This window comes from Streptosporangium sp. CA-135522, assembly GCF_050949235.1.
Taxonomy (GTDB): Bacteria; Actinomycetota; Actinomycetes; order Streptosporangiales; family Streptosporangiaceae; genus Streptosporangium.
In genome coordinates, this window is sequence record NZ_CP192026.1 from 2,504,640 (window position 1) to 2,529,532 (window position 24,893).

Here is a 24,893-nt window from a genome sequence, read left to right on the forward strand (position 1 = left end):
CATTGATGTCCCAATATGGGTGCATGGAATCCTTTGCAGTCGTGGCTGAGGGGCTGCGCAAGCGTTACGGCGACACCAACGCTCTCGACGGGTTCGACATGACCGTGCCGGAGGGGACGGTGTGCGGCCTGCTCGGACCGAACGGCGCGGGCAAGACCACCGCCGTCCGGGTGCTGAGCACGCTGCTGCGGGCCGACGCGGGCCGCGCTCTCGTCGCCGGGCTCGACGTCGCGAAGCGGCCGGCGCAGGTGCGCCACCGCATCGGCCTGGCCGGCCAGCAGCCGGCCGTGGACGAGATCCTCACCGGCAGGGAGAACCTGGAGGTATGGGGGCGGCTCTACCACCTCGACGCGGCCACCGCCCGTCGCCGGGCAGGGGAGCTGCTGGAGCGGTTCGGGCTCGCCGGCACGGACGGCAAGCGGGTCAAGCACTACTCCGGTGGCATGCGTCGCCGTCTGGACCTGGCGGCCTCGTTCATCCTGGCCCCGCGCGTGCTGTTCCTCGACGAGCCCACCACCGGTCTGGATCCGCGCAACCGCAACGAGGTCTGGCAGGCCGTCCGCTCCCTGGCCGCGGCAGGCAGCACGGTGTTGATGACCACGCAGTACCTGTTCGAGGCCGACCAGCTCGCCGACCGGATCGCGGTGATCGACGCGGGCCGGGTGATCGCCGACGACACCCCCGAGCGGCTCAAGTCGATGATCGGCGGCGACCAGCTCGACCTGGTCCTCCGTGACGCCGCGAACCTGGCCGAGGCCGCGGTGGTGCTGGCCGGGGTCGCCGGGGCGGAGCCGGCGGCCGACGCCGACGCCCGTCGCCTGACCGCTCCCGTGCGCGACAGGATCGGCGCCCTGACCGAGACCATGCGCGAGCTGGAGCGACGCGGCATCGCGGTGGAGGACGTGGCCCTGCGCCGGCCGACACTGGACGAGGTGTTCCTGAGCCTGACCGGGGAGAAGGAGGCCGCGTGAGCGCGCTCATCGTCCCCGCCGTCCCCACCACGTACGGCGAGCGGCTGCGCTGGACGCTCGTGGACGGCTGGATCATCGCCCGCGTCAACTTCATCCACTGGGTGCGCAACCCGACCATGATCCTCAGCCTGGTGATATATCCGGTCGTGATGGTGCTGCTGTTCGGCTACGTGCTCGGCAGCGCGATGCGCGTGTCCGGAGGCGGTGACTACCGCGAGTTCCTGATGCCCGGGATGTTCGGCCAGACGATGGCGCACGGCGTGATGACCACCATGATCGTCGTCGCCACCGGAGCCGCCCGGGGCGTCACCGACAGATACCGCTCCATGCCGATCTCGCAGTCGGGGGTCGTGCTCGGCCGGGCCTTCGCCGACATGGTCAACTCCGTGCTGGAGCTGGCCGTCCTGCTCGCCTGCGGGCTGGCGGTCGGCTGGAGCTGGCACGGGAGCGCCGGCGACGCCCTCGCCGCCGTAGGACTGCTGCTGCTTCTGCGCTTCGCGCTCATCTGGGTCGGCATCTATCTCGGGCTGATGCTCACGCCGGAGTCGGCGGGCGCCGCGTGGATGCCGTTGCTGCCTCTCACCATGCTCGCCAACACCTTCGTCTCGCCCGAGCTGATGCCCGGCTGGCTGAGGGCGATCGCCGAGTGGAACCCGCTGTCGGCCACGGTGGCCGCCTGCCGGGAGCTGTTCGGCAACCCCGGATGGGGCGGCGGCTCCTGGGCCGCCGAGCACGCGCTGTCGCTGGCGATCGGCTGGCCCGTGCTGATCACACTGGTCTTCCTGCCGCTGGCCGTGCGCCGCTACCGGCGACTGGGCCGCTGAGCGCGGCCCCGCCGTACCGGGACATCCCGTTACGGCGGGCCGCACCGCCACGGTGAGGCCCCTCTCGCCAGGACTTCTCAGGCCCGCAGGCGCAGACCCCGCGGAGTCGGGTGGAAGCCGGCGGTCTCCAGGGCGGCGCCCAGCGGGGAGTCGTTGACGGCGGCGCCGTCCGCGCGTTCCACGGTCAGCTTGCCGAGGGCGCCGTCGCGCACGGCCAGCGCCAGGGCGTCCACGGCGGGCTGGAGGCGGTCGTCGTCGGAGAAGGACAGCAGGGTCTTGCCACCGCGCTCGACGTAGAGCACCAGGTGCCCGTCGACGAGCACCACCAGCGAGCCCGCCTTCCGGCCCGGCTTGTGGGACACCTCACCCGGATGGGCGGGCCACGGCAGGGCCGCGCCGTAGGGGTTGGCCGGGTCGGCCGCGGCCAGCACCACCGCTCGCCGGACGATCGCGTCCGGCTCGCGTGTGCTCCATGGGTCGGGGGACGCCGGGGGGCGCAGGGGTGTGGAGGCGGCGCGCATGCGGTCGACGGCCCCGGGAAGGGCGAACTGGGCCCCGCCCAGTCCCTCGACGAAGTAACCCCGGCGGCACCGGCCGCTCTCCTCGAAGGCGCGCAGCACCTGGTAGACGGCGGCGAACCCGCCGGGCAGCCGTTCGGCGGCGACCGAACCCCGGGTCACCACGCCGTGCCGCTCCAGCAGCACCTCGGCCTGCGCGTGCGCCCGCTGGGTCGCGTCGTCCGCCGGGCCGGGCAGCGGCCACCAGCGACCGCCCACGGTCGGCGGCCCGCTGCGGCTGGGCAGCACCGGCCGCCGCCTGCGCGTCGTGGCCGGGCGGTGCGCGGGACGGCCGGTGCCCAGCGTGGCCCGCAACGGCGCGAGCGTGTCGCCGGTGATCCGCCCACCCCACACCAGGTCCCACACGGCCGCCGCCAGCGTCATGTCGTCCGGGGCCGAGCCGGTCACGAGGGAGCCGACGCGGCCCGCCAACTCCCGGAAGAACAGCGCACCGCCACCGCCGAGGACCTCCAGGACCGCGTCGTGCAGCGGGGTCATGGTGATCTCGCCCGGATCGGGCATCAGCAGGGGAGCGGTGTCGGCGAAATACAGCGCCACCCAGCCGTCCCCGCCCGGCAGCGACCCCTGCCCGGCCCAGACGACCTCGCCGGAGGACGTCAGCTCGTCCAGCAGAGACGGGTCGTATCCGGGCACCCGCGAGGGCAGGATCAACGTTTCCAGCGCCGAGGCGGGCACCGCGGCGCCCTGCAACTGCTCGATCGCGCTCACCAGCGCGTCGATCGGCGGCCTGCCGCGCTGCGGGACGCCGGTGATGCCGTGCCAGGCGGGGGTGAAGGCGGCCAGGGTCTCGGGGGAGACCGGCTCCACCTCCTTGCGGAGGCGGGCCAGGGATCTGCGGCGCAGCATCCGCAGCACCCCGGCGTCGCACCACTCCTCGCCCCGGCCGCCGGGCCGGAACTCCCCGCTGACCACCCGGCCCGAGGCGGCCAGGCGGCGCAGCGTGTCGGTGACGACCGCCGGGCCGAGGCCGAACCTGGCGGCGGCCGTACTCGCCGGGAACGGGGTGCGCGTGCGGGCGTGCCTGGCGACCAGGTCGCCCAGCGGGTCGTCCACCGGCTCCAGGAAGGCGTGCGGCACCCCCACCGGCAGCGGCGTGCCGAGCGCGTCGCGCAGCCGGGCGGCGTCCTCGATCGCCGCCCACTGCTCCTGCCCGGCCACCCGCACCCTGATCGCCCGCCGGGCGCCCTCCAGGTCGGCCAGCCAGCTCGGGTCCCCCCCGCGCAGGCTCACGTCGGCCGCGACCAGGGGGCCGTGCGAGCGCAGCAGGTCGGCCAGGTCCTCGGCGTCGCGAAGCGGCCGGTCCAGCCGGGCCAGCTCTCGCTCGGTGTCGGCGATCACGTCGGGGTCGAGCAGCTCGCGCAGGTCCGCCTGGCCCAGCAGCTCGGCCAGCAGGCTGGTGTCGAGCGCGAGCGCCTGGGCTCGGCGCTCGGCCAGCGGGGCGTCTCCCTCGTACATGAAGGCGCCGACGTAGTTGAACAGCAGCGACGCCGCGAACGGCGACGCCTGGGAGGTCTCGACCTCCACCAACCGCACGCGGCGCGCGGCGATGTCGCGCATGAGCCGGACCAGCCCCGGCACGTCGAAGACGTCCTGCAGGCACTCGCGCATCGTCTCCAGCACCACGGGGAACGAGCCGTAGCGGCCGGCCACGTCGAGCAGGTGCGCGGCCCGCTGGCGCTGCTGCCACAGCGGGGTGCGCTTGCCGGGCGTGCGGCGCGGCAGTAGCAGGGACCGACCGGCGCATTCGCGAAAACGCGCCGCGAACAGCGCCGAACCGCCGAGCTCCTCGGTGACGATCTGCTCGATCTCCTCGGCGTCGAAGGTCGCCACGTCCGACGGGGGTCCGGAGAGCGTGTCCGGGATGCGCAGCACGATCCCGTCGTCGGAGTGCACGGCCTGGACGTCGACGCCGTAGCGCTCCCGCAGCCTCCGCCCGATCGCCAGGGCCCACGGCGCGTGCACCCGCGCCCCGTACGGCGAGTGCACCACGACCCGCCAGTCGCCCAGCTCGTCGTGGAACCGCTCGACGACCAGCGTGCGGTCGTCCGGCACGTATCCGGTGGCCTGTCGCTGCTCGGCCAGGTAGGACAGCAGGTTGGCGGCGGCGAACTCGTCGAGCCCCGCCGCCCTGATCCGCTCCAGCGCGCCCTCGCGCGCCGGATCCTCCCGCTCGCCGGAGGCCGGCCCGGCGCCGTCACCCGCCTTCGCGGCGCCGGAGTGGGTGGCGCCGGAGCGGGCGGCGTCAGAGTGAGCGGTGCCGGAGTGGGCGGTGCCGTCACCCGCCTTCGCGGCGCGGTCCTCACCGCCGGGACGGCGCCGGGCGGCGGAGTCGGCGCCCGCGCCGGACATCTCGCGGAGGAAGGCGCCGATCGCCCTGCCCAGCTCGGCCGGACGGCCCGCGCTGTCGCCGTGCCAGAACGGCAGCTTGCCCGGCTGCCCGGGCGCGGGGGAGACCAGCACCCGGTCGGCCGTGATGTCCTCGATCCGCCAGGACGTCGCGCCCAGCACGAAGACGTCTCCCGCCCGGGACTCGTAGACCATCTCCTCGTCCAGCTCGCCCACCCGGGAGGCCTTTTCCCCGACCAGGAACACGCCGAACAACCCTCGGTCGGGGATGGTGCCGCCGTTGGTCACGGCCACCCGCTGGGCGCCGGGCCGCCCCTGCAGGGTGCCGGTGATCCGGTCCCACACGATGAGCGGGCGCAGCTCGGCGAACTCCTCGCTCGGGTAGCGCCCGGCGAGCATGTCGAGCGTCGCCTCCAGCGCGCTTCGGGGCAGGGTCCGGTACGGCGCGGCGCGCCGTACCACGGTCTCCAGCTCCTCGACCGTCCACTCCTCCAGCGCGGTCATCGCCACGATGTGCTGGGCGAGCACGTCGAGCGGGTTGCGCGGATAGCGCAGCTCCTCGATCTCCCCGCTGCGCATCCGCTCGGCGACCACGGCCGTCTGGACCAGGTCGCCGCGGTATTTGGGGAAGATCACCCCGCGCGAGACGGCTCCCACCTGGTGGCCGGCCCGGCCGATCCGCTGCAGGCCGCTGGCCACGCTCGGCGGCGACTCCACGCAGGCGACCAGATCCACCGCGCCCATGTCGATGCCGAGCTCCAGGCTGGAGGTGGCGACCACCGCGGGCAGCCGCCCGGACTTGAGCGCCTCCTCGATCTGGGAGCGCTCCTGCTTCGACACCGACCCGTGATGCGCCCGCACGATCTCGGGGACGGCTCCCTTCGACGCTCCGGCCTGCGCCATCATCGCCGCCGGGGTGGACAGGGAGGCCTGGGGCGCCGGCGGGGGCGACGGGGAGGCCGGTGGCGTGGGGAACCCCTCGCTCCAGGGCACCGGCTCCGACGATCCCGGCCGCTCCGGCGTCTGCGACGGCTCGGTCTCGCCGGACGCGCGCTCCCAGGCCAGCTCGTTGAGCCGGGTGCACAGCCGCTCGGCCAGTCGCCGCGAGTTGGCGAACACGATCGTCGAGCCGTGTCTTCCGATCAGGTCGAACAGCCGCTCCTCCACGTGCGGCCAGATGGAGCGCCGGGCCGGAGGCTCGATCAGCCACCGGTCGTCGTCATCACCGGGCGGGGCGGGACGTGGGGCGCCGTCGAGCTCGGTCATGTCCTCGATCGGGACGACCACCTCGACCTCGATCACCTTCTCCGAGGGCGGCTGGACCACCGTCGCCGGGCGCGGACCGCCGAGGAAGGCGGCCACCTCGCTCACCGGGCGCACCGTCGCCGACAGGCCGACGCGCTGCGCCGGCCGGGCGAGCAGGGCGTCGAGCCGCTCCAGGCTGAGGGCCAGGTGCGCGCCGCGCTTGGTGGCCGCCACCGCGTGCACCTCGTCGATGATCACCGTTTCCACGCCCCGCAGCGCCTCGCGGGCCTGGCTGGTCAGCAGCAGGAACAGCGACTCCGGGGTGGTGATGAGGATGTCGGAGGGCTTGGCCGCGAAACGGCGCCGCTCCTCCGCGGAGGTGTCGCCCGACCGGATCGCCACCGAGATCTCCGGCACCGCGAGCCCGAGCCGCCGCGCGGTCTGCTTCATCCCGGCCAGCGGCGCCCGGAGGTTGCGCTCGACGTCCACCGCGAGGGCCTTCAACGGCGACACGTAGAGCACCCGGCACAGCCGGGCGGGCTCGTGGTCCGGGCGCGGCCGCCGCGCCCGCCCGCGCCCGGCGCCCGCTGTGCCGCCCGCTGTATCGCTCTCGGTGCCGCCCGCCGTGCTGACCGTGGCCGCCGTGCCCGCTCGCTCGGCGGCCAGCCGGTCGAGTGACCACAGGAACGCCGCCAGCGTCTTGCCGGATCCGGTCGGCGCGACCACGAGCGTGTTGTCACCCCGGGCGATCGACGCCCAGGCCCCCTCCTGGGCGGCGGTGGGCGCCTCGAAGGCCCCGGCGAACCATTGCCTGGTCACCGGGCTGAAGTGGTCGAGCGCTGATCCGGTCACGGCTCCATAGTGCACTGCCCCACCGACAGAATCCGCCGTCGCGGCGACGACCGTACGGATGGACCTAAAATACGTATCAAGGTGTCTAAATCATCTATTACCGGTTTTAACTCTTTTGTCCGCATACTGCACATGTGCACAGCTATGACGAGCGCCTGACGGACCTGGTCTTCTCCTACATGAGGGAGCGGCTCTCCCTTGATCCCGTCCCCCTCGACAACCCGGGGGTCAAGGACAAGCTCGATGCCGCCCTGGCCGGGATCATCACCCCCGGCGGCACCGATCCGGAGAAGGTCCTGGACGTCTACGCGACCCAGCTGGCCCCGGCGGTCATCTCCGCCGACAGTCCCCGCTTCCTGTCGTTCATCCCGGCCGCGCCGACGAAGGCCGCGCTGCTGTTCGACATGGTCGTCTCCTGCGCCTCGCTCCAGGGCATCTCCTGGCTGGAGGCCTCCGGCGCGATCGCCGCGGAGAACCAGGTGCTACGGCTGCTCGCCGACCGGGCGGGCATGCCCGGCGGTGCGGGCGGCTGCTTCGTCTCCGGCGGCTCGGCGGGCAACCTGTCGGCGCTCGTCGTGGCCCGCGACACCGCCCGGCGCAGGCGTCCGGAAGGCCGGCTGCGGGTCGCCGTCAGCGACCAGGCGCACTCCTCGATCTCCAACACCCTGCGCATCATCGACGTGGACGCCCTCGTGGTGCCCTCCGCCGACCACCGCCTCACCGGCGAGGCCCTGCGCGCGGCGCTGGCCGCCGACCCCGACCCCGCCAACGTGATCGCCGTGGTCGCCACCTCGGGCACCACCAACGCCGGCATCATCGACGACCTCGCCGGGGTGGCCGAGGTGGCCCGTGAGCGTGACCTCTGGTTCCACGTGGACGGCGCCTACGGCGGCGCCGGGCTGTTCGCCCCGTCGATCCGCCACCGCTACGCGGGCATCGAGCACGCCGACTCCTTCGTCGTCGACCCGCACAAATGGCTGTTCGCGCCCTTCGACTGCGCGGCCCTGCTCTACCGCGACCCCCGCCTGGCCCGTACCGTGCACACCCAGGACGCCTCCTACCTCGACGTGCTGCACACCGAGGGCGACGAGTGGAACCCCACCGACTACGCCTACCACCTGACCCGGCGCGCCCGCGGGCTGCCGCTCTGGTTCTCCCTCGCGGTCAACGGCACCGACGCCTACACCGAGGCGATCGAGCGGGGCCTGACGCTCGCCCGCGAGACCGCCGCTCTGGTCGAGGAGGCCGGGCACCTGGAGCTGATCCGGGAGCCCGAGCTGTCGGCCGTGCTGTTCCGGCGCAGCGGCTGGACGGACCGGGACTACTACGAGTGGTCCGAGCGGCTGCTCGCCGGGCAGATCGGCTTCGTCACGCCGACCGGCTGGGAGGGCGAGACCGTCGCCAGGTTCGCGTTCCTGCATCCCGGCACGTCCATGGAGATCGTGCGGGAGATCCTCGCCACCATGGCGTGACGGTCGGGGAAGGTTCACCGCCTCCCGTCACGGAGATAGAGCTCAGACGAGCACCCGACGCATTGAGCGGTGAGCCAGCGATGAGCATCGACCATCCGGCCGTGGAGACGGCACGTGAGCGGATCAGGGCGGAGCGCCTGCGAGAGCACCGGCCGCCGAGCAGCGCGAGGGGCCTGCACCACTTCGCGCTGCTCTCCTCCGACGTCGAGACGACGATCGCGTTCTACCAGGACCTCCTGGAGTTCCCCCTCACGGAGATCTTCGAGAATCGCGACTATCGGGGATCGAACCACTTCTTCTTCGACATCGGCAACGGCAACCTGCTGGCCTTCTTCGACTTCCCCGGACTGGACCTCGGCCCCTACCGGGAGGTTCTCGGCGGTCTGCACCACATCGCCATCTCCGTCGACCCGTCGACCTGGGAGCGGCTGCGGGGCAAGCTGGAGGCCGCGGGCGTGCCGCACCAGATCGAGAGCGGCGCGTCGATCTACTTCAGGGACCCCGACGGAGCCCGCCTGGAACTGCTCGCCGACCGGCTCGGCGAGATGTACGGCTCCCGCGTGATCTGACGCCCGCCCCGCCGCGGGGGCGACGTCCGGCACGGCCGGGCGACGGCGAAGAGCCGCGGGACGCATCGCGTCCTCCCTTCCGGGACGGTCATGCCACGTGCCTTCCGGGAAGCCACGCCGTACGGCGGAGAAGTCCCCTCCATGAATAGCGGCGGGCCCGCCGTCCGGTAATGGACAAAGGCGGCCGGCACTTGGACGTTTGCCCCGAGCCTTGCGGACCGTCCGGCATCCGGATGTCCGGCCCGCGCCCGTCGGGGCCGCCGGTCAGCGCGCTGCGCGGCGGCATGCGCGCGAACCGGCGAGGCCGCCGATCGCAAAGTGCAAGAATCCGGCGGCGTTTGTCCATGGAGGCGACAGGCGCCGGGAGCGGAGTGTTACCGCCACAGAAAAGGGTGCGCGGAAGGATGTCCACGTCATGCGTAACGCACGAGCGGTCGCCGGGGCGGCGACCGCATTGATCACCGCTCTCGCCGCGGCGGCCTGCGGCGGCGACACCGCGCCGCGGTCCTCGGCCGCGCCCGCCTCCCCGTCGGGCCCGGTCACGATCGAGTGGTGGGGATGGGCTCCCGGATACGACAAGGCCGCCGCCGCGTGGAACGCCTCCCATCCGGACGTCCGGGTGAAGTACACCCAGGTCGAGCCGGGTAGCAAGGGCGGCTACCAGAAGATGCTCGGCGCGGTGAAAGCCGGCAACGCGCCGTGCCTGGCGCAGGTCGGCGCGGAGACGATGGCCAGCTTCCTCATCGAGGGCGCGCTGGAGGACGTCACCGACCTCGTCAAGGACGTCAACGCCAAGATCCAGCCATGGGCGGTCAACACGGTGACCTTCGGCGGGCGCCAGTTCGGCGTCCCGGTCGACACCGGCCCCATGGGCATGTTCTACCGCAAGGACCTGTTCGAGAAGTTCAAGATCGAGGTGCCGAAGACCTGGGACGAGTTCGCGACGGCGGCCGAGAAGATCCACAAGGCGGATCCCGAGGTGTTCCTCACCTCGTTCAACCCCGATGACATGTACGGCTTCAGCGGGTTCGCCTGGCAGGCCGGCGCCCGGTGGTTCTCCACCCAGGGTGACGCCTGGCGGGTGAACGTCGCCGACGAGCCGACGCTCAAGGTCGCCGGCTACTGGCAGCGCCTGCTGGACGGCAAGCTCGTGGACGTCAAGCCCGGCTGGTCGGACGCGTGGTTCAAGGACTTCAGCGACGGGAAGATCGCCTCGCTGGTGTCGGCCGTATGGATGACCAAGGTGCTGGAGGACTCGATCCCCAAGACCAAGGGCAAATGGGCGGTCGCCCCCATGCCCCAGTGGGAGGCGGGCCGTACCGTCACCGGAAACGTCGGCGGCTCCCCGAACGCCGTGCTGAGGGGCTGCGCGCACCCGAAGGAGGCCGTGGAGTTCGCCGGGTGGCTGTCCACCGACGCGGGTGCGGTCGGCGGCCTGATGGCCGACGGCGGCCTCTTCCCCGCGGCGGCCGGCGCGGAGTCGTCGCCGGGCATGCGGGCGGGGCGGCCTTTCTATGGCGACCAGCCGGTCTTCGGCACTTTCGCCGAGTCCGCCAAGACGGTGGCCCCGGACTTCGGCTGGGGCCCGACCATGCCGGCGCTGAACGACGCCTTCGTCACCGAGGTCGGGCGGGCCGTGACCGGCGGCGGCACCCTGACGGACGCGCTCAAGTCCCTTCAGGAGAAGGCCGTGGCCTCGATCAAGGGCAAGGGCCTGAACGTCTCCCAGAGCTAGACGGACCTTCGGGCCGGCCATGCCGGACGGGTCCCATACGTCCCGGGCCGGCCATGCCGGACGGGTCCCGCACGTCCCGGGGCGGCCGAGAAATGCACGCGATCACGCGGAGGCCCGTGGACCTCCGCGTGACACATGTGTCAGGAAAGGCGATCACCTCATGACAGTCTCCGAGTTGGAGGCTCCCCCCGGTCAGGCCGCCGACGGGGTGCGCCTGCGGCGACGACGGGGCACGCCCGGGCGCAACCGGGCCGCGCTCATCTTTCTGCTTCCCTTCGGCGCGCTCTTCGTGGTCTTCTTCCTACTGCCGATCGGCTACGCGATCGACGAGAGCCTCTACCAGGTCAAGCGATCGGGGCTGGGTTTCGGCACGCCCGAGCGCGTCTTCTCCGGGATCGGCAACTACCTCGCCGTCTTCGAAGACGACACCTTCCTGAGCGGTCTCGGCCGCCTGCTGGCCTTCGGGGTCGTGCAGGTGCCGGTCATGCTCGGCCTGGCGCTGCTGCTGGCGCTCCTGCTGGACGGCCGGGCCGCTCTTTTCTCGCGGTTCTTCCGCCTGGTGTACTTCCTGCCCTACGCCGTTCCGGGGGTCATCGCGGCCATCGTCTGGTCGTTCCTGTACACCCGGGAGATCTCACCGCTCGGCTTCCTCGGGATCGACTTCCTCGGTGACGGCGTCGTCATCTGGTCGATCGGCAACATCGTCACGTGGACCTGGACGGGTTTCAACATGCTCGTCATCTACGCCGCGCTCCAGGCCATCCCGCGCGACCTGTACGAGGCGGCGTCCCTGGACGGGGCCGGCGCGTGGCGGATCGCCTGGTCGGTCAAGATCCCGCTGATCCGGCCCTCGCTGATCCTCACCGGAGTCTTCTCGATCATCGGGACGCTCCAGCTCTTCAACGAGCCCACCGTGCTGAGCGGGGTCACCACCGCCGTCTCCAAGAGCTACACCCCGTTGATGTGGTCGGTGCAGGTCGCCCTGGACAACAACGACTACGGGCAGGGCTCGGCCATCGCCATCGTGCTCGCGCTCGTCGCCGGTGGGCTGTCTCTCGCGTTCCTGCGCCTGTCCGCCTGGCTGACCACCCGAGGAGTACGCCGATGAGGGTCACCGTCCGCTCGCGGGTCCTCACCACCGCCGTCCTCCTCGTGGTCGCGATCTACGTCCTGCTGCCGATCTGGTGGCTCGTCGTGTCGGCCACGAAATCGGGCGGCGACCTGTTCGACACGCCCGGACTGTGGTTCGGGCACATCGGTATCGGCGACAACCTCGACCGGCTGATGTCCCAGGACGGCGGGCTCTATCCCCGATGGCTGCTCAACACCCTGGTCTACGCCGGAGGGGGAGCCCTGGGCGCCACGCTGCTGGCCGCCATGGCCGGGTACGGGCTGGCGAAGTATCCCTTCAAGGGACGCGGCGCGGTGTTCGCGGTCATCATGGGCGCCGTCCTCATCCCGACCCCGCTGCTCACCCTTCCCCTCTACCTCCTGCTCGGCGAGATCGGGCTGCTTAACTCCATGTGGGGGATGCTGCTGCCGTGCATGGTGAGCCCGTTCGGCGTCTTCCTGGCGAGGGCGTACGCCGAGGCGGCCGTTCCCGACGAACTGCTGGAGGCGGGCCGCATCGACGGCGCCGGCGAGCTGCGCATCTTCTCCACCGTGGCGATACGCCTGATGGCTCCCGCCCTGGTGACCCTGTTCCTGTTCCAGTTCGTCGCGATCTGGAACAACTTCTTCCTGCCGATGATGGTGCTCAACGACCAGTCGCTCTGGCCGATCACCCTGGGGCTGGCGAAGTGGAACGGCATCCGCACCGGCTTCCTGCGGGACGCCGTGGTGACGGGCTCCCTCATCTCGATCATCCCGGTGATCCTGGCCTTCGTCGCGCTGCAGCGCTTCTGGAAGGCCGATCTGGCCGCCGGAAGCGTCAAGCTGTAGGAGGGCGCGAGGGCCCGGCCGCTCGGCCGGGCCCTCGCGTGTGCCGCTCGTGCGCGTACGGCCTCCGCGCGGGCGGATCAGCCGAGGTCGGGCGAGGCGCGGATCTCGACGACCGGATCGCCCACGGCGTCCAGCTCGAGGACGACGATCTCGTTGGCGCCCCGACGCAGCACGGGACCGGGAAGATAGAGGGTGTGCTGCGGCCCGCGGGCCGAGTAGCGGCCCAGGCCGAAGCCGTTGACCCACACGTGGCCGTGCTCCCACCCGGGCAGGGCCAGGAAGGCGTCGGCGGGCTCCCACACCTGCAGCGAGCCGCGGAAGAAGGCCGGCGCCGCGCACCGCGCGCCCTCCCGGAAAGAGATCGCGGGGAGCTCCTCCAGTGACAGGGCCTGGGCGCTCACGCCGTGCAGGTACTGCCGCTCGTGCCGGATCCCGCCCACGATGCCCTTGCGCTCCCCGAGCCGTGTGCCGTAGTTGACCCGCCCGAGCGACTCCACCAGCAGTTCGACCCTGGCCGGGCCGGCGACCTCCACCGACGCGTCACCGTCCCGCGACAGGGTCGCCACGCGCGTGCCGTCCACGTAGACGTGGGCGCGATCGTGCAACCCGTCCACGGTCAGGGGGTACGGCCGCCGCGGCCCGGGCACGTCCACCCCGTAGCGGACCAGCCCGTGGACGAGGCCGAGGTCCTCGAAGGACGGCGGCATGGGAGACACGGCCGAGCCGGCGGGCAACACGTCGAAGAGGGCGGCCGAGCCGGTCATCTCCACCCGGGACGGGGGGAGGAGGGGAGGTGCGGGCGGAGGCTCCGGCGCGGTGTTGTAGCGGCTGAGGATCTCCCGGAACCGCCAGTACTTCTCGGTGGGTCTGCCGTCCTCGGAGATCGGCGCGTCGTAGTCGTAGGAGGTGACGGTGGGCCGGTAGGTCCCGTCGTGGTTGGCCCCCGCCCAGGTGCCGAAGCTGGTCCCGCCGTGGGCCATGTAGATGTTGACGGAGCCGCCCGCCTTGAGGAGCCGCTCCAGCGTGTCGGCGGCGTCGGCCGCGTCGCGGACGGTGTGATCGCTGCCCCAGTGGTCGAACCAGCCGAGCCACAGCTCCATGCACACGACCGGGTCGTCCGGACGGTGGCGGCGCAGGGCGGCGATGGCGGCCTCCGGCTCGGAGCCGAAGTTGACGGTCGCCAGGACGCCGGGCACGGTGCCACCGGTCAGCATGTGGTCCTCCGGCCCGTCGGAGGTGAACAGGGGAACCTCGATCCCCGAGTCGCGCAGGAGGTCCACGAGGTGGAGCAGGTAGCCGGAGTCCGATCCGTAGGAGCCGTACTCGTTCTCCACCTGCACCATGATCACATTTCCCCCCTGGGTGATCTGGTGCTCTGCGATCCTGGGGACGAGCTGGTCGAACCAGTGGTCGACCCGCTCCAGATAGGCGGCGTCGCTCGTGCGGACCCGCGCGCCGACCAGGTGGGTCAGCCAGGCGGGCAGGCCGCCGTTCTCCCACTCCGCGCAGATGTACGGCCCGGGCCGCACGATCGCGAGGAGGTCGTGGCGGGCGGCCGCCTCCAGGAAGTCTCCCAACTCGTCCAGCCGCCTGAAGTCGCCCGGCCGCGGTTCGTGCAGGTTCCACGGAACGTAGGTCTCCACCGTGTTCAGGCCCATCGCGCGCACCATCGCCAGCCGGTGGTCCCACTGGGCGGGGTGCACCCGGAAATAGTGCACGGCCCCGGACAGCAGCCGGAACGGCGCGCCGTCCAGGAGGAACTCCCCATCTGTGATCGAGAACTCACGCATCAACCGATCCCTTCCATCTCGTGACGGGATCGTCATCGGGCTTCACTACGATCCCCCAAGTCAGCACCGCAAGCCTGCCGACCGGAGCCGGGGGAGGCCATGGACAATTCGCGGCGGCCTGTTGGACCGATCGAGTGGACCGAGGGTCAGGAGCACTGGGACCACTGGTGGCACTACCTGACGCCGAGCCCCGCCCATCGGCGGCTGGGCCTGACCTGCCTGGGCGTGGGCATGCAGCAGGGACGCCTGCCGGCCGTCGGCCCCCGCGTTCTCGAACACCACGTCGCGGTGGTCATCCTGTCCGGAGAGGGCTGGTTCTCCTCTGACGGACGGCCGCCCGTGGACGTGCGGGCCCCGGTCCTGCTGTGGCTGTACCCGGGGGTCGTGCACCACTACGGCCCGTACGAACCGGGCTGGTCGGAGTGCTTCGTGGACTTCACCGGCCCCGCGACGGACGCCTACCGGGAATTGGGCTTCATCGACCGGCAGGAGCCGGTCGTCCCCCTGTCCTCGGCCGAGGCCGTACAGCACCTCGTCAAGAAGATGGCGACCGTGTGCCGGCAGGGCGGGCCGCACGTGGAGGTCGAGACCTCGGCGGCCGTGCACGAACTGCTCGTCGCCCTGCGCCGCGGCCGGGCGGACCGGGATCCGAACGGCCACCCCGTGCTGGAGAGCCTGGCCAGGGACGCCTGCCTGCCGCTGACCATCCCCGAGCACGCGCGGCGGATGGGCATGACCGTCGCGGAGCTGCGGGACTCCGTCCGCAGGAGCGCCGGCTGCAGCCCCAAGGACTACGTCCTGTCGATCAGGCTGACCCGCGCCAAGGACCTGCTCGCGGGCACCGACCTCGGGGTCGCCTCCATCGCGCGACGCGTCGGCTACGACGACCCGGCCTACTTCACGCGCATCTTCACCCGGCGGGTCGGATCGGCGCCCAGCGTCTTCAGGGAGCAGCGGTCACGCGGGTTCATCGGCTGAGGTCCGGACGTCGCCACGGGACGTCCCGGCCGCGGGTCCGCCTGTCATGAGCATGGCGGGAAGGCGCCACACTTGGAGGATGCGCCTGTCGGATTTCTGGAACCGGATGAAACTGCACTTCGGTGACTCGTACGCGGAGTCGTGGGCCCGTGACTACATCATCGCCGATCTGGGCGGCCGGACCGTGAACCAGGCGCTGGCCGACGGCTTCGCGGCCAAGGACGTCTGGCGGGCCGTGTGCGGGGTGTCCGACGTTCCCGCCCGGCTGCGCTGACGGGCCCACCGGCCCCGGACCGGCCCGAGCAGGTCAGACCGACGTGTCCGGTATGTCCGGCGTGTTCGGTCTAGGCGTGCCGTCGAGCAGTTTCCCGACCAGACCGGCCGCACGGCCGGGGTCCTCGGCGCTCTCCTGGCCGTCCGGCGCCCACAGGAAGAGCCAGCCGTCCCCGGCGGGACTGGCGAAGACGATGGTCTGCCGCCCGTTGCCCGGATGCCACACCCACAGCACCGGATTCCCGGCTCCGAGCATGCGGCACATCAGCCCCCGACCGCGCAGTCCGGCGGCCAGCGACTCAAGGTGGGCCAGGCGTTGCTGGACGAACGGGGCGGTCACGTCGGGCACCTCGGGATCGTTGTGCCTTCAGCATCACCCCAGCTCAGCCGGATGACAACAGCTCCGGACGAATGCCCGGGAATGTCTCCCCGAGGAGGGATCGGCCGCCTCCTGTGACTCGTGTCGCGCAGGGAACGCCCGGTGCCGTTGAGCCACGATCGAACAATCGTTCGGCTATATTGGACACGCCGCCACTCGTGGCGTGCTCTCCAGAAAATGTCGGTGGCACCCCGTAGCTTTCTGGCAACCGATTCAACCCGCGACCCTTCAGGGGGCTCCCATGGCGGCTAACGACCGCGAGAAGGCGCTTGAGACCGCGCTCGCCCAGATCGAGCGTCAGTTCGGCAAGGGCTCTGTCATGCGCCTCGGCGACGAGACCCGTGCACCCATCGAAGTGATCCCGACCAGCTCCATCGCGCTCGACGTGGCGCTGGGCATCGGCGGGTTCCCGCGCGGCCGCATCGTCGAGGTCTACGGTCCCGAGTCCTCGGGTAAGACCACCGTCGCGCTGCACGCGGTGGCCAACGCCCAGCGAGCCGGCGGCATCGCGGCGTTCATCGACGCCGAGCACGCCCTCGACCCGGAATACGCCAAGAAGCTGGGCGTCGACACCGACGCGCTGCTCGTCTCCCAGCCCGACACCGGTGAGCAGGCGCTGGAGATCGCCGACATGCTGATCCGGTCCGGCGCCGTCGACCTGCTGGTCATCGACTCGGTCGCGGCCCTGGTGCCCAAGGCTGAGATCGAGGGCGAGATGGGCGACAGCCACGTCGGTCTCCAGGCCCGCCTGATGTCCCAGGCGCTGCGCAAGGTCGCCGGCGCGCTCAACAACACCGGCACCACCGCGATCTTCATCAACCAGCTCCGCGAGAAGATCGGCGTCATGTTCGGCTCGCCCGAGACCACGACCGGTGGAAAGGCGCTGAAGTTCTACGCCTCGGTCCGTCTCGACATCCGCCGCATCGAGACGCTGAAGGACGGCACCGAGGCGGTCGGCAACCGCACCCGGGTGAAGGTCGTCAAGAACAAGATGGCCCCGCCCTTCCGCGTGGCCGACTTCGACATCCTCTACGGTGTCGGCATCTCCCGTGAGGGCGGCCTGATCGACATGGGCGTCGAGCACGGCTTCGTCCGCAAGTCCGGCGCCTGGTACACCTACGAGGGCGACCAGCTCGGGCAGGGCAAGGAGAACGCCCGCAACTTCCTGAAGAACCACCCCGACATGGCCAACGAGATCGAGAAGAAGATCAAGGAGAAGCTCGGCATCGGCCCGCGCCTCGACACTCCGGCCACCCCGGCTCCGGCCGCCGCGGCTCCCGCTCCGGCTCCGGCCGCCTCCGGCCGTGGTCCCAAGGCGGCCACCCCCAAGCCGGGTGACGTCTGAGCCGGATCGATCGATGACGACGGGACCTGACTCCGGTCCGGCCGACGCGGCCGGGCCGCGGGACTGGGGCGCCTGGCCGGACGTGCCGGAGGCGGGATCCTCCGGGACGGGCAGGCGGGGGAGTGGTCGATCACGGCGTTCCCGCCGGGATCGGCCGGGCGACCGGGAGGCGTTCGGCTCGGAGGAAGTCGGCGGCTCGGCCCCGGGAAGAGACGCCGGCTTCGCCCCGGACGGCGGGCCCGCCTTCGGAGACGACGTCGAAGCGGGGGCGCGAGAGCGCTCCGGCGGGGATAGCCGGGGCCGGGGCGGTCGCGGTTCGCGTCGCGGCGCGAAGCGGTCCCGGGGCGCCTCCGCGGGGTTCCTGCCCGACGGGCCGGTCGAGGGATCTCCGGCGAGCCAGGGGCCCGCCGCGGACCCGCAGGCGGTGGCACGCGCGATCTGCCTGCGGCTGCTGACCATGGCGCCGCGCACCCGTGCCCAGCTCGCCGAGGCGCTGCGCAAGCGTGAGGTGCCCGAGGAGGCGGCCGAGGCCGTGCTGGAGCGGTTCTCCGAGGTCGGGCTCATCGACGACGAGGCGTTCGCCGCGGCATGGGTGAGCTCACGCCACTCCGGGCGAGGTCTCGCCCGCAGGGCCCTCGCCTCGGAGCTGCGTCACCGCGGGGTGGACGAAGACACCGTCAAGGAGGCGGTGGAGCAGCTCGACCCGGAGCAGGAGGCGGAGACGGCGCGCAGGCTCGTGGCGCGCAAGCTCCCCTCGACGCGGGGTCTGGAGCCGGCGACCAGGACCCGGCGGCTGGCCGGCATGCTCGCCCGGAAGGGATACGGTCCGGGTCTGGCCTTTCGCGTGGTCCGTGAGGCACTTGAGAACGAAGAGGCGGAAAGTCCCGCATTTTCGGAGGAGCTGGATTACCCGCCTGACTAGCAAAAGCATGTCGGCGATGTTTTACCGGGAAACCGGTCCTCAAGTGATGTCCTGACCCATGAGACCGGTGCCGTCACCCCCGGTGACGCCGGGGGTCACCCGCCTTCACCGGGTTCTGTCGAGGCGGTGAGGAAAGAAACATCGGCTCCTCATGTTTAAGCGGCTCCCAACGGGGCTTTGCTTGCCCGTTACCTCTTTGACGCTTAACCTCGACGGCAGTGAGGAGTTACTCCGCGCAGTGCGGATTGTCATAACGGTGAATTACGGACGAGCGGGCTTGACGGATACGGACGGGCGAGGTGCCGGCGGGAATGGCCGGTGCGTCGTCGCCGCCGTGTTGATATCTGTCCTGGTGGCGCCAGCGCTTGGACTTTCCGTGCCGTGCGTGTGACCCTCGCGTGCTTGATATCTGCGACGCGAGGAGGGCGGGGCGCGCATGGATCCGGTTGTGGTCGTCACATTGGCGGGGGCGGTTGCGGTGCTTGCCGTGGTGACGATAGCCGCACTGATCGTGTTGCTGCGTCGCACCGGTGGAGCCGCCGGCCGGCCGACCGGTCCTTCCCCCGAGCAGGAGGCCGAGATCCAGGCCGCGCTGGAGGAGGCCAGACGCGAGGCCACCGAGATCCGCACCAGAGCGCAGAGTGACGCCGAGGAGGTCCTGCGCAGGTCCGAGGCCACCGTCGAGGCCGCCGCCGAGCTGCGCAAGGAGGCGGAGGCGGAGAGCCGGGTGCTGAAGTACGAGCTCAAGGAGCTGCGTTCCGACCTCGAGCGCAGGGAGAACCGGCTGGGCGAGCGGGAACAGCGCCTCGACGAGGAGGCCAGGCGCCAGGCCGACCGGGCGCGCAAGCTCGCCGAGACGGAGACCAAGCTGGCCGACCGCCGCGAGGACCTCGACCGGGTCGCCCAGGAGCGCAGGGCCATCCTGGAACGGGTGGCCGGGCTCACCGGCGAGCAAGCGAAGGCCGAACTGGTCAGGGAGATCGAGAACCAGGCCAAGCGCGAGGCCGCGCTGATCGTCAGGGAGATCGAGGGAGAGGCGCGCAAGGAGGGGGAGAAGCGGGCCACCAAGATCGTCACATTGGCCGTCCAGCGGGTGGCCACCGAGCAGACCGCCGAGTCCGTGGTCAGCGTCCTGCACCTGCCCGGCGACGAGATGAAGGGCCGCATCATCGGCCGCGAGGGCCGTAACATCCGCGCCTTCGAGTCGACCACCGGGGTCAATCTGATCATCGACGACACGCCCGAGGCGGTGCTGCTGTCGTGTTTCGACCCGGTTCGCCGGGAGACCGCCCGGCTGACGTTGGAGAAGCTCGTCCTCGACGGGCGTATCCACCCCCAGCGCATCGAGGAGGCGCACGAGCGCAGCAGGGCGGAGGTCCAGGAACTGTGCGTACGCGCCGGTGAGGACGCCCTGGTGGAGCTCGGCATCACCGACATGCACCCGGAGCTGATCACCCTGCTCGGCCAGCTCCGTTACCGCACCTCCTACGGCCAGAACGTGCTGGGCCATCTCGTGGAGTCCGCCCACCTCGCCGGGATCATGGCGGCCGAGCTGCGGCTCGACTCGGTGCTGCTCAAGCGCTGCACGGTCCTGCACGACATCGGCAAGGCCCTCACCCACGAGGTCGAGGGCAGCCACGCGCTCATCGGCGCCGAGATCGCCAGGCGGTACGGCGAGCACGAGGACGTCGTCCACGCGATCGAGGCCCATCACAACGAGGTCGAGGTCAAGACCGTCGAAGCCGTCCTCACCCAGGCGGCCGACGCCATCAGCGGCGGGCGTCCGGGCGCCCGGCGCGAGTCGTTGGAGGCCTACGTCAAGCGGCTGGAGCGCCTGGAGGAGATCGCCACCTCCTACGACGGTGTCGAGAAGGTCTTCGCCATGCAGGCGGGCAGGGAGATCCGGGTCATGGTGAAACCCGACTCGGTCGACGACATCCAGGCCCAGGTGATCGCTCGCGACGTCGCCAAGCAGGTCGAGGAGGAGCTCACCTACCCCGGCCAGATCCGCATCACGGTCGTCCGCGAGTCCCGGGCCACCGAGTTCGCCCGGTAAGCCAGGCGAGTCCGGTGAACACGGCCAGCCCGGCCGGCCCGGTGAGTCAGGTGAGCACGGTGAGCCCGGCCGGCCCGGTGAGCGCGACGACCGCGACGCGTCAGCTCCGGAAGACCTGCTGGTAGAAGGCGAGCTCGGTGGCGAGCGCCGCGCTGCGGGTCTCGGCGCGGCGGAAACCGTGGGCCTCGCCCTCGAAGGTGAGGTAGGTGCACGGGACGCCGCGTTCGGCCATGGCGTCGGCGAAGGCCTGTGACTGCGCCGCGGGGACCACCGGGTCGGACAGGCCCTGCAGGAGCAGCATGGGGCAGCTCACCTCGGCGACCCGGCCGAGAGGTTCGCGCGCGCCGTACAGGACGGGATCCTCCGGACCCACCAGCCACTCGATGTAGCGGGACTCGAAGTCGTGGGTGGTCGCGACGAAGGAGGCGAGCGCGCTCACCCCGTAGTAGGAGACCCCGCCGGCGAACGCGCCGGACGCGCAGCAGGCCGCCATGACCGTCCAGCCGCCCGCGCTCCCGCCCCGGATCGCGATCCGCCGCGGGTCGGCCAGGCCTTCCGCGGCCAGCCACTCGGCGCCGGCGATCGAGTCCTCCACGTCGACCACGCCCCACTGGCCGCGCAGCTGGTCGCGGTAGGCGCGGCCGTAACCGGTGGAGCCGCCGTAGTTGACGTCGAGCACGCCGATGCCCCGGCTGGTGAAGAACGCCTTCTCCAGGTCGAGGGCGCCGGTGCTGCGCCCGGTGGGACCGCCGTGGACGAACACGACGTATGGTGGGGCGCCGTCGCCGCGGGCCTTCGGATTCGACGGCGGGCAGACGAACGCGTGGACCCGGCGGCCGGATCGTCCCTCGAACTCCACGGCCCGCGCGCGCGGCAGGTAGGCGATGTCGGGCAGCTCGTCGACGTCATGGCGGAGCGCCTGCGCCCATCCGGTCATGGTGTCGATCCGGACGACCGACCGGGGCACCGTCGGGCCGTATCCGATCCCGGCCAGGATCCGTCCGTCCGAGGAGAGCGCCTGCTCCCAGCCGTCGTAGGGCACCTCCAGGTCGGTCAGTGCGCCGCTGCCCGGATCGAGGACGCCCAGCCGCGGGTCCCCCCGGCCGTGCAGGATCGCTATCCGCCCGTCGTCCAGCACCTGGTACGGCGGGGCGCCGAGCTGCCACAGCGGTCCGGCGAACTCCTCCTGCGCCGGATGGAGCGCCCGGGGCTCGCCGCCGTGTATCCCGACCAGGTAGAGGTTCCACCAGCCCGACCGGTCGGAGACCAGATAGAGGTGCCGGTCGTCGCGCCACTGCGGGGCGAGCACCGACTCGGAGGGCCCGCCGCAGACCGTCCGGGACACGCCGTCGGCCAGCCGGGTGACCCGCAGCTCGGTGCCGTTCCACGGCATGCGGGGGTGGTCCCAGCAGATGTAGGCCAGGTGCTCGCCGTCGGGGGAGAGGGCGAGGCCGGCGTAGAAGTCGCTCCCGCCGACCCACTCGCGCGGCGCGTCCTCGCCGTGCAGCGGGACGGACACGATGGAGCGGCTTGTCCCGCCGTCGTCGTGGTGCCACTCCCGCACGCACCAGACCTGCCCGTCGTGCACGAGCAGGTCCGCGTAGCGGAGCCCGGCCTCCCGCTCGGGCTCCGGTGTGATCGGCCGGGGTTCGGCGCCGGGAGCCAGCAGGTAGAGCCGCTGGTCGGCGAGGTTGGCGAACACCACGTTCCCGCCGGGAACCACCGCGTAGGAGCGCCCGCCGTACTCGTGGACGCGGGTTCTGGCGCTCCACGGCGCGGCCAGCAGCTCGCGGAACGTGCCGTCGGCGCTCCGATGCACGATCGTGGTCCGCCCGCCCTCCGCGGGGCGGTCCTCGGTCCACCACACCTCATCGCCCAGCACCGTCGGAAATCCCAGGCGCAGCCCGGACCGGGCCACCCCGGTGCTGGAGATCGGGGAAGGCCAGGTGGCGTACGGCAGGACGGCCTGCTCGGGGGACATGGCGTAATCCTGCCCGATAACCCGCCGCGTGTCGCCGGTATGACGCATCCCACGCGACATGCGGTGATTCGGTTTTCCATGCTTTTCCACAACACGAGAAGAAAGCGAGAAGGCGGCCACCGCCAGGGGTGACCGCCTTCGTGTGAACCGTGTCAGTCCACCGCGGAGATGTCGCCCGAGCCGGGCGCCACGACCGCCCCGGGCGGGGCGATCGGCTGGGCCGCCGTCCGGCGGCTGCGGCGGCTGCGCCGCTCCAGCCAGGTGGCGAGGGCGCCGACGATCAGATTGATGATGATGTAGACGATCGCGATGACGAGCACCGCCGGGATGATGTTGTTGAAGTTGGACGGCAGCACGCGTGCCCCCGCGTTCAACAGGTCCTCGAACGAGACGATGAACCCCAGGGCCGTGTCCTTGAGGAGCACGACGAGCTGCGCGACGATCGCCGGCATCATCGCGGTGACCCCCTGCGGAAGCAGGATCATCCGCATGACCTGGCCCTTGCGCAGCCCGATGGCGAGCGCCGCCTCCGACTGGCCGCGCGGGATGGACTGGATGCCCGCCCGCACGATCTCCGCCAGCACCGACCCGTTGTACAGGACCAGGCCGGTCACCACCGCCATGAACGGGGTCACGGTGAGCCCGAAGACCGCGCTTCCGCCGTACATCACCGCGAAGATCATGATGAGCAGCGGGATGGCGCGGAAGAACTCGACCACCGCTCCCGCCGGGACGCGGATCCAGGCGTGGTCGGACAGCCGGCCGATGCCGAAGACGAACCCGAACGGCACCGCGATCAGCGCGGCGACCGCTCCCGCGCTGAGCGTGTTCAGCAGGCCGGGCAGGATCAGGTTGACCCACACGTCGCCCCGCAGGAACGGGGTCCACAGATCGGCGTTGAGCTGGTTCTTCTCATCCAGCTTGGTCACCATCACGTAGACGGCGAGCAGCGCGACGAGGACGACCACCACCGTGAGCACGGTGTTGCGCATCCGCGCGCGCGGACCGGGCGCGTCGTACAGGACGCTGACCCGATCGGGCCCGGACGCGCGTTTGCGCGTCTGCTTCGGCTCTGCGGTCAGCGTGCTCATCGGACCACCGCCAGGCGCTTGGACAGCCACGTGAACAGCAGTCCGGTGGGCAGGGTCAGGATCAGGAAGCCGAGCGCGAATCCGAAGAAGATCGGGACGACCGCGTCGCCGTGCGCTTCGAAGAGCGTCTTCATCGTCAAGGAGGCCTCACCCACGCCGATGGCGGCGGCGATCGTGGTGTTCTTGATCAGGGCGATCAGGATGCTGCCCAGCGGGGCGATCACCGCGCGAAGCGCCTGGGGCAGCACGATCAGCCTCAGGTTCTGGAAGAAGGTCAGACCGATGGCGCGGGCCGCCTCGGCCTGGCCGAGCGGCACCGTGTTGATGCCGGCTCGGATCGCCTCGCAGACGAACGCCGCCGTGTAGGCCGACAGGCCGATGATGGACAGCCAGAGGTAGTTCGTGGACAGACTCGTGGAGAACGAGACGTCCAGCACCAGGCCGAGACCCAGCCCGCAGAACACGATCACCAGCGTCAGCGGGGTGTTCCGCACGATGTTGACGTACGCCGTGCCGATCCCGCGCAGGACGGGCAGCGGGCTGACGCGCATCCCGGCGAGGATCGTCCCGAGGACCAGCGCGGCCACCCCGCTGGCGAGCGTGAGCCGGATCGTCAGCCAGAAGGCGCCCAGAATGACTGGGAATTCGTCGAAGAGTGCCTGCACTCATCCCTCCAATGGCCGTCGGCCGGGGGTGTGCGAACGCCCCGGCCGACTCGTGGCCGATCAGTGCCGGTCAGTAACGTTCGACGGCCGGCGGGGACGTGAAGAACTTGCCGAACTCGCCGAAGTTGGCGTCGACGGCCTTCTTCCAGCTGCCGTCCTTGAACATCTTCTCCACGGCCGCGTTGAGCTTCTCGCGGGTGTCCTTGTCGTCCAGCTTCACGCCGATGCCGTACTTCTCCTCGGAGAAGGGCTTGCCGACGAGGCGGAACTTGCCGGGCGACTGGGTGGCGAACCCGGCCAGGATCGTCGCGTCGGTGGAGATCGCGTCGACCTGCTTGTTCTCCAGCAGGGGCAGGCAGGCGCCGTAGCCCTGCTGCTCGGTGAGGTACTGGCCCTTCCAGGCGTCGCCGAACTTCTCGACCAGGCGCTTGGGCGAGGACGATCCCTGGGCGCCGCAGACCTTCTTGGTCTTCAGGTCGTCGACGCCGTTGATCGTCGTGTCGTCCGCGCGGGTCAGGATGTCCTGGCCGGTGACCAGGTACGGCCCGGCGAAGCCGATCTTCTTCTTGCGGTCGTCGGTGATCGAGTAGGTGGCGATCACGATGTTGACCTGGCCCTGCTGGATGAAGGACTCACGGTTGGCCGAGATGGCCTCCTTGAACTCAACCTTGTCGTCGCCGTAGCCGAGCTCCTTGGCGACATATCTGGCCACGTCAACGTCGAAACCCTTGAACGAACCGTCCGGCTGCTTCAACCCCAGGCCAGGCTGGTCGAACTTGATTCCGACAACGAACTTGTCACTGCCGCCGCTGCACGCGGTCAGGCTCGCCGCGGCGGCGGCCACTGCGACCACAACGGCTCCAATACGACGTACACGCAT

19 protein-coding genes are annotated in these 24,893 nt (G+C 71.2%); 12 read left to right on the forward strand and 7 right to left on the reverse strand.

Annotated elements, in window-relative coordinates; genetic code table 11:
• Positions 1–23: 23 nt before the first annotated feature.
• Positions 24–971 carry an ATP-binding cassette domain-containing protein gene (locus tag ACQPYK_RS11915; RefSeq protein WP_433254131.1) on the forward strand — a complete coding sequence of 316 codons (948 nt, stop codon included), beginning with the start codon at positions 24–26 and terminating at the stop codon, positions 969–971.
• Positions 968–1,795: an ABC transporter permease gene (locus ACQPYK_RS11920; RefSeq protein ID WP_433254133.1), complete on the forward strand. Its 828-nt coding sequence runs from the start codon at positions 968–970 to the stop codon at positions 1,793–1,795. The genes ACQPYK_RS11915 and ACQPYK_RS11920 overlap by 4 nt, the downstream gene beginning before the upstream one ends.
• 77 nt (positions 1,796–1,872) lie before the next feature.
• Here the strand turns inward: ACQPYK_RS11920 and ACQPYK_RS11925 are convergent, their stop codons facing one another.
• Positions 1,873–6,816 carry an ATP-dependent helicase gene (locus ACQPYK_RS11925; protein WP_433254135.1) on the reverse strand — a complete coding sequence of 1,648 codons (4,944 nt, stop codon included), beginning with the start codon at positions 6,814–6,816 and terminating at the stop codon, positions 1,873–1,875.
• 134 nt (positions 6,817–6,950) lie between these two features.
• Between ACQPYK_RS11925 and ACQPYK_RS11930 the strand changes: the two genes are divergently transcribed.
• From ACQPYK_RS11930 to ACQPYK_RS11950, 5 genes are all read left to right on the forward strand, one after another.
• Positions 6,951–8,288 carry a pyridoxal phosphate-dependent decarboxylase family protein gene (locus ACQPYK_RS11930; RefSeq protein ID WP_433254137.1) on the forward strand — a complete coding sequence of 446 codons (1,338 nt, stop codon included), beginning with the start codon at positions 6,951–6,953 and terminating at the stop codon, positions 8,286–8,288.
• Positions 8,289–8,368: 80 nt separating this feature from the next.
• Positions 8,369–8,857, forward strand: coding sequence for a VOC family protein (locus ACQPYK_RS11935; protein WP_433254139.1), 489 nt, complete (start codon positions 8,369–8,371; stop codon positions 8,855–8,857).
• A gap of 415 nt (positions 8,858–9,272) precedes the next feature.
• Positions 9,273–10,592 (forward strand): ABC transporter substrate-binding protein, encoded by a 1,320-nt coding sequence (locus tag ACQPYK_RS11940; RefSeq protein ID WP_433254141.1) that lies wholly within the window; start codon positions 9,273–9,275, stop codon positions 10,590–10,592.
• Positions 10,593–10,752: 160 nt separating this feature from the next.
• Entirely contained in the window at positions 10,753–11,700 is a 948-nt protein-coding gene (locus ACQPYK_RS11945; protein ID WP_433254143.1) for a carbohydrate ABC transporter permease, read from the forward strand.
• Complete coding sequence (locus ACQPYK_RS11950) at positions 11,697–12,533, forward strand: carbohydrate ABC transporter permease (RefSeq protein ID WP_433254145.1); 837 nt, start codon at positions 11,697–11,699, stop codon at positions 12,531–12,533. The genes ACQPYK_RS11945 and ACQPYK_RS11950 overlap by 4 nt, the downstream gene beginning before the upstream one ends.
• A gap of 77 nt (positions 12,534–12,610) precedes the next feature.
• Here the strand turns inward: ACQPYK_RS11950 and ACQPYK_RS11955 are convergent, their stop codons facing one another.
• Positions 12,611–14,323, reverse strand: a complete 1,713-nt coding sequence (locus ACQPYK_RS11955; protein ID WP_433254147.1) for a glycoside hydrolase family 35 protein — start codon at positions 14,321–14,323, stop codon at positions 12,611–12,613.
• 99 nt (positions 14,324–14,422) lie between these two features.
• Here ACQPYK_RS11955 and ACQPYK_RS11960 point away from each other — a divergent pair, with 99 nt between their 5' ends.
• Both ACQPYK_RS11960 and ACQPYK_RS11965 read left to right on the forward strand, forming a co-directional pair.
• Positions 14,423–15,301 carry an AraC family transcriptional regulator gene (locus tag ACQPYK_RS11960; RefSeq protein ID WP_433254149.1) on the forward strand — a complete coding sequence of 293 codons (879 nt, stop codon included), beginning with the start codon at positions 14,423–14,425 and terminating at the stop codon, positions 15,299–15,301.
• A 79-nt stretch (positions 15,302–15,380) separates the two neighbouring features.
• On the forward strand, positions 15,381–15,575 hold the full coding sequence (locus tag ACQPYK_RS11965; RefSeq protein ID WP_433254151.1) for a DUF3046 domain-containing protein: 195 nt from the start codon (positions 15,381–15,383) through the stop codon (positions 15,573–15,575).
• Positions 15,576–15,608: 33 nt separating this feature from the next.
• On the opposite strand, the gene ACQPYK_RS11970 is transcribed toward ACQPYK_RS11965, so the two are convergent.
• Positions 15,609–15,914 carry a hypothetical protein gene (locus ACQPYK_RS11970; protein WP_433254153.1) on the reverse strand — a complete coding sequence of 102 codons (306 nt, stop codon included), beginning with the start codon at positions 15,912–15,914 and terminating at the stop codon, positions 15,609–15,611.
• Between the two features lie 280 nt (positions 15,915–16,194).
• Here ACQPYK_RS11970 and recA point away from each other — a divergent pair, with 280 nt between their 5' ends.
• The 3 genes from recA (at position 16,195) to rny (ending at position 20,276) form a co-directional block, all read left to right on the forward strand.
• The gene (gene recA / locus ACQPYK_RS11975) at positions 16,195–17,298 is read left to right on the forward strand and encodes a recombinase RecA (RefSeq protein ID WP_433254155.1); all 1,104 of its coding nucleotides are present in this window, start codon (positions 16,195–16,197) and stop codon (positions 17,296–17,298) included.
• Between the two features lie 13 nt (positions 17,299–17,311).
• On the forward strand, positions 17,312–18,220 hold the full coding sequence (recX, locus tag ACQPYK_RS11980; RefSeq protein WP_433254157.1) for a recombination regulator RecX: 909 nt from the start codon (positions 17,312–17,314) through the stop codon (positions 18,218–18,220).
• 436 nt (positions 18,221–18,656) lie between these two features.
• Complete coding sequence (rny, locus tag ACQPYK_RS11985; RefSeq protein WP_433254159.1) at positions 18,657–20,276, forward strand: ribonuclease Y; 1,620 nt, start codon at positions 18,657–18,659, stop codon at positions 20,274–20,276.
• Positions 20,277–20,376: 100 nt separating this feature from the next.
• Here the strand turns inward: rny and ACQPYK_RS11990 are convergent, their stop codons facing one another.
• The 4 genes from ACQPYK_RS11990 to ACQPYK_RS12005 all read right to left on the reverse strand — a co-directional run bounded on the left by ACQPYK_RS11990 (position 20,377) and on the right by ACQPYK_RS12005 (position 24,893).
• Entirely contained in the window at positions 20,377–22,257 is a 1,881-nt protein-coding gene (locus tag ACQPYK_RS11990; protein WP_433254161.1) for a S9 family peptidase, read from the reverse strand.
• Positions 22,258–22,409: 152 nt separating this feature from the next.
• Positions 22,410–23,348: an amino acid ABC transporter permease gene (locus tag ACQPYK_RS11995; protein ID WP_433254163.1), complete on the reverse strand. Its 939-nt coding sequence runs from the start codon at positions 23,346–23,348 to the stop codon at positions 22,410–22,412.
• Complete coding sequence (locus ACQPYK_RS12000) at positions 23,345–24,013, reverse strand: amino acid ABC transporter permease (protein ID WP_433254165.1); 669 nt, start codon at positions 24,011–24,013, stop codon at positions 23,345–23,347. Before ACQPYK_RS12000 ends, ACQPYK_RS11995 begins: the two co-directional genes overlap by 4 nt.
• A gap of 70 nt (positions 24,014–24,083) precedes the next feature.
• Positions 24,084–24,893, reverse strand: coding sequence for a glutamate ABC transporter substrate-binding protein (locus ACQPYK_RS12005; protein ID WP_433254167.1), 810 nt, complete (start codon positions 24,891–24,893; stop codon positions 24,084–24,086).

Bases quoted from the DNA above. Each gene is read 5' to 3' on its own strand.
- recX (WP_433254157.1), top strand. From the start codon at position 17,312: ATGACGACGGGACCTGACTCCGGTCCGGCCGACGCGGCCGGGCCGCGG.
- ACQPYK_RS11995 (WP_433254163.1), bottom strand. From the start codon at position 23,348: ATGAGCACGCTGACCGCAGAGCCGAAGCAGACGCGCAAACGCGCGTCC.
- ACQPYK_RS12005 (WP_433254167.1), bottom strand. From the start codon at position 24,893: ATGCGTGTACGTCGTATTGGAGCCGTTGTGGTCGCAGTGGCCGCCGCC.
- ACQPYK_RS11940 (WP_433254141.1), top strand. From the start codon at position 9,273: ATGCGTAACGCACGAGCGGTCGCCGGGGCGGCGACCGCATTGATCACC.
- ACQPYK_RS11990 (WP_433254161.1), bottom strand. From the start codon at position 22,257: ATGTCCCCCGAGCAGGCCGTCCTGCCGTACGCCACCTGGCCTTCCCCG.
- ACQPYK_RS11960 (WP_433254149.1), top strand. From the start codon at position 14,423: ATGGACAATTCGCGGCGGCCTGTTGGACCGATCGAGTGGACCGAGGGT.
- ACQPYK_RS11955 (WP_433254147.1), bottom strand. From the start codon at position 14,323: ATGCGTGAGTTCTCGATCACAGATGGGGAGTTCCTCCTGGACGGCGCG.
- ACQPYK_RS11965 (WP_433254151.1), top strand. From the start codon at position 15,381: ATGCGCCTGTCGGATTTCTGGAACCGGATGAAACTGCACTTCGGTGAC.
- ACQPYK_RS11945 (WP_433254143.1), top strand. From the start codon at position 10,753: ATGACAGTCTCCGAGTTGGAGGCTCCCCCCGGTCAGGCCGCCGACGGG.
- recA (WP_433254155.1), top strand. From the start codon at position 16,195: ATGGCGGCTAACGACCGCGAGAAGGCGCTTGAGACCGCGCTCGCCCAG.
- rny (WP_433254159.1), top strand. From the start codon at position 18,657: ATGGATCCGGTTGTGGTCGTCACATTGGCGGGGGCGGTTGCGGTGCTT.
- ACQPYK_RS11935 (WP_433254139.1), top strand. From the start codon at position 8,369: ATGAGCATCGACCATCCGGCCGTGGAGACGGCACGTGAGCGGATCAGG.
- ACQPYK_RS11915 (WP_433254131.1), top strand. From the start codon at position 24: ATGGAATCCTTTGCAGTCGTGGCTGAGGGGCTGCGCAAGCGTTACGGC.
- ACQPYK_RS11950 (WP_433254145.1), top strand. From the start codon at position 11,697: ATGAGGGTCACCGTCCGCTCGCGGGTCCTCACCACCGCCGTCCTCCTC.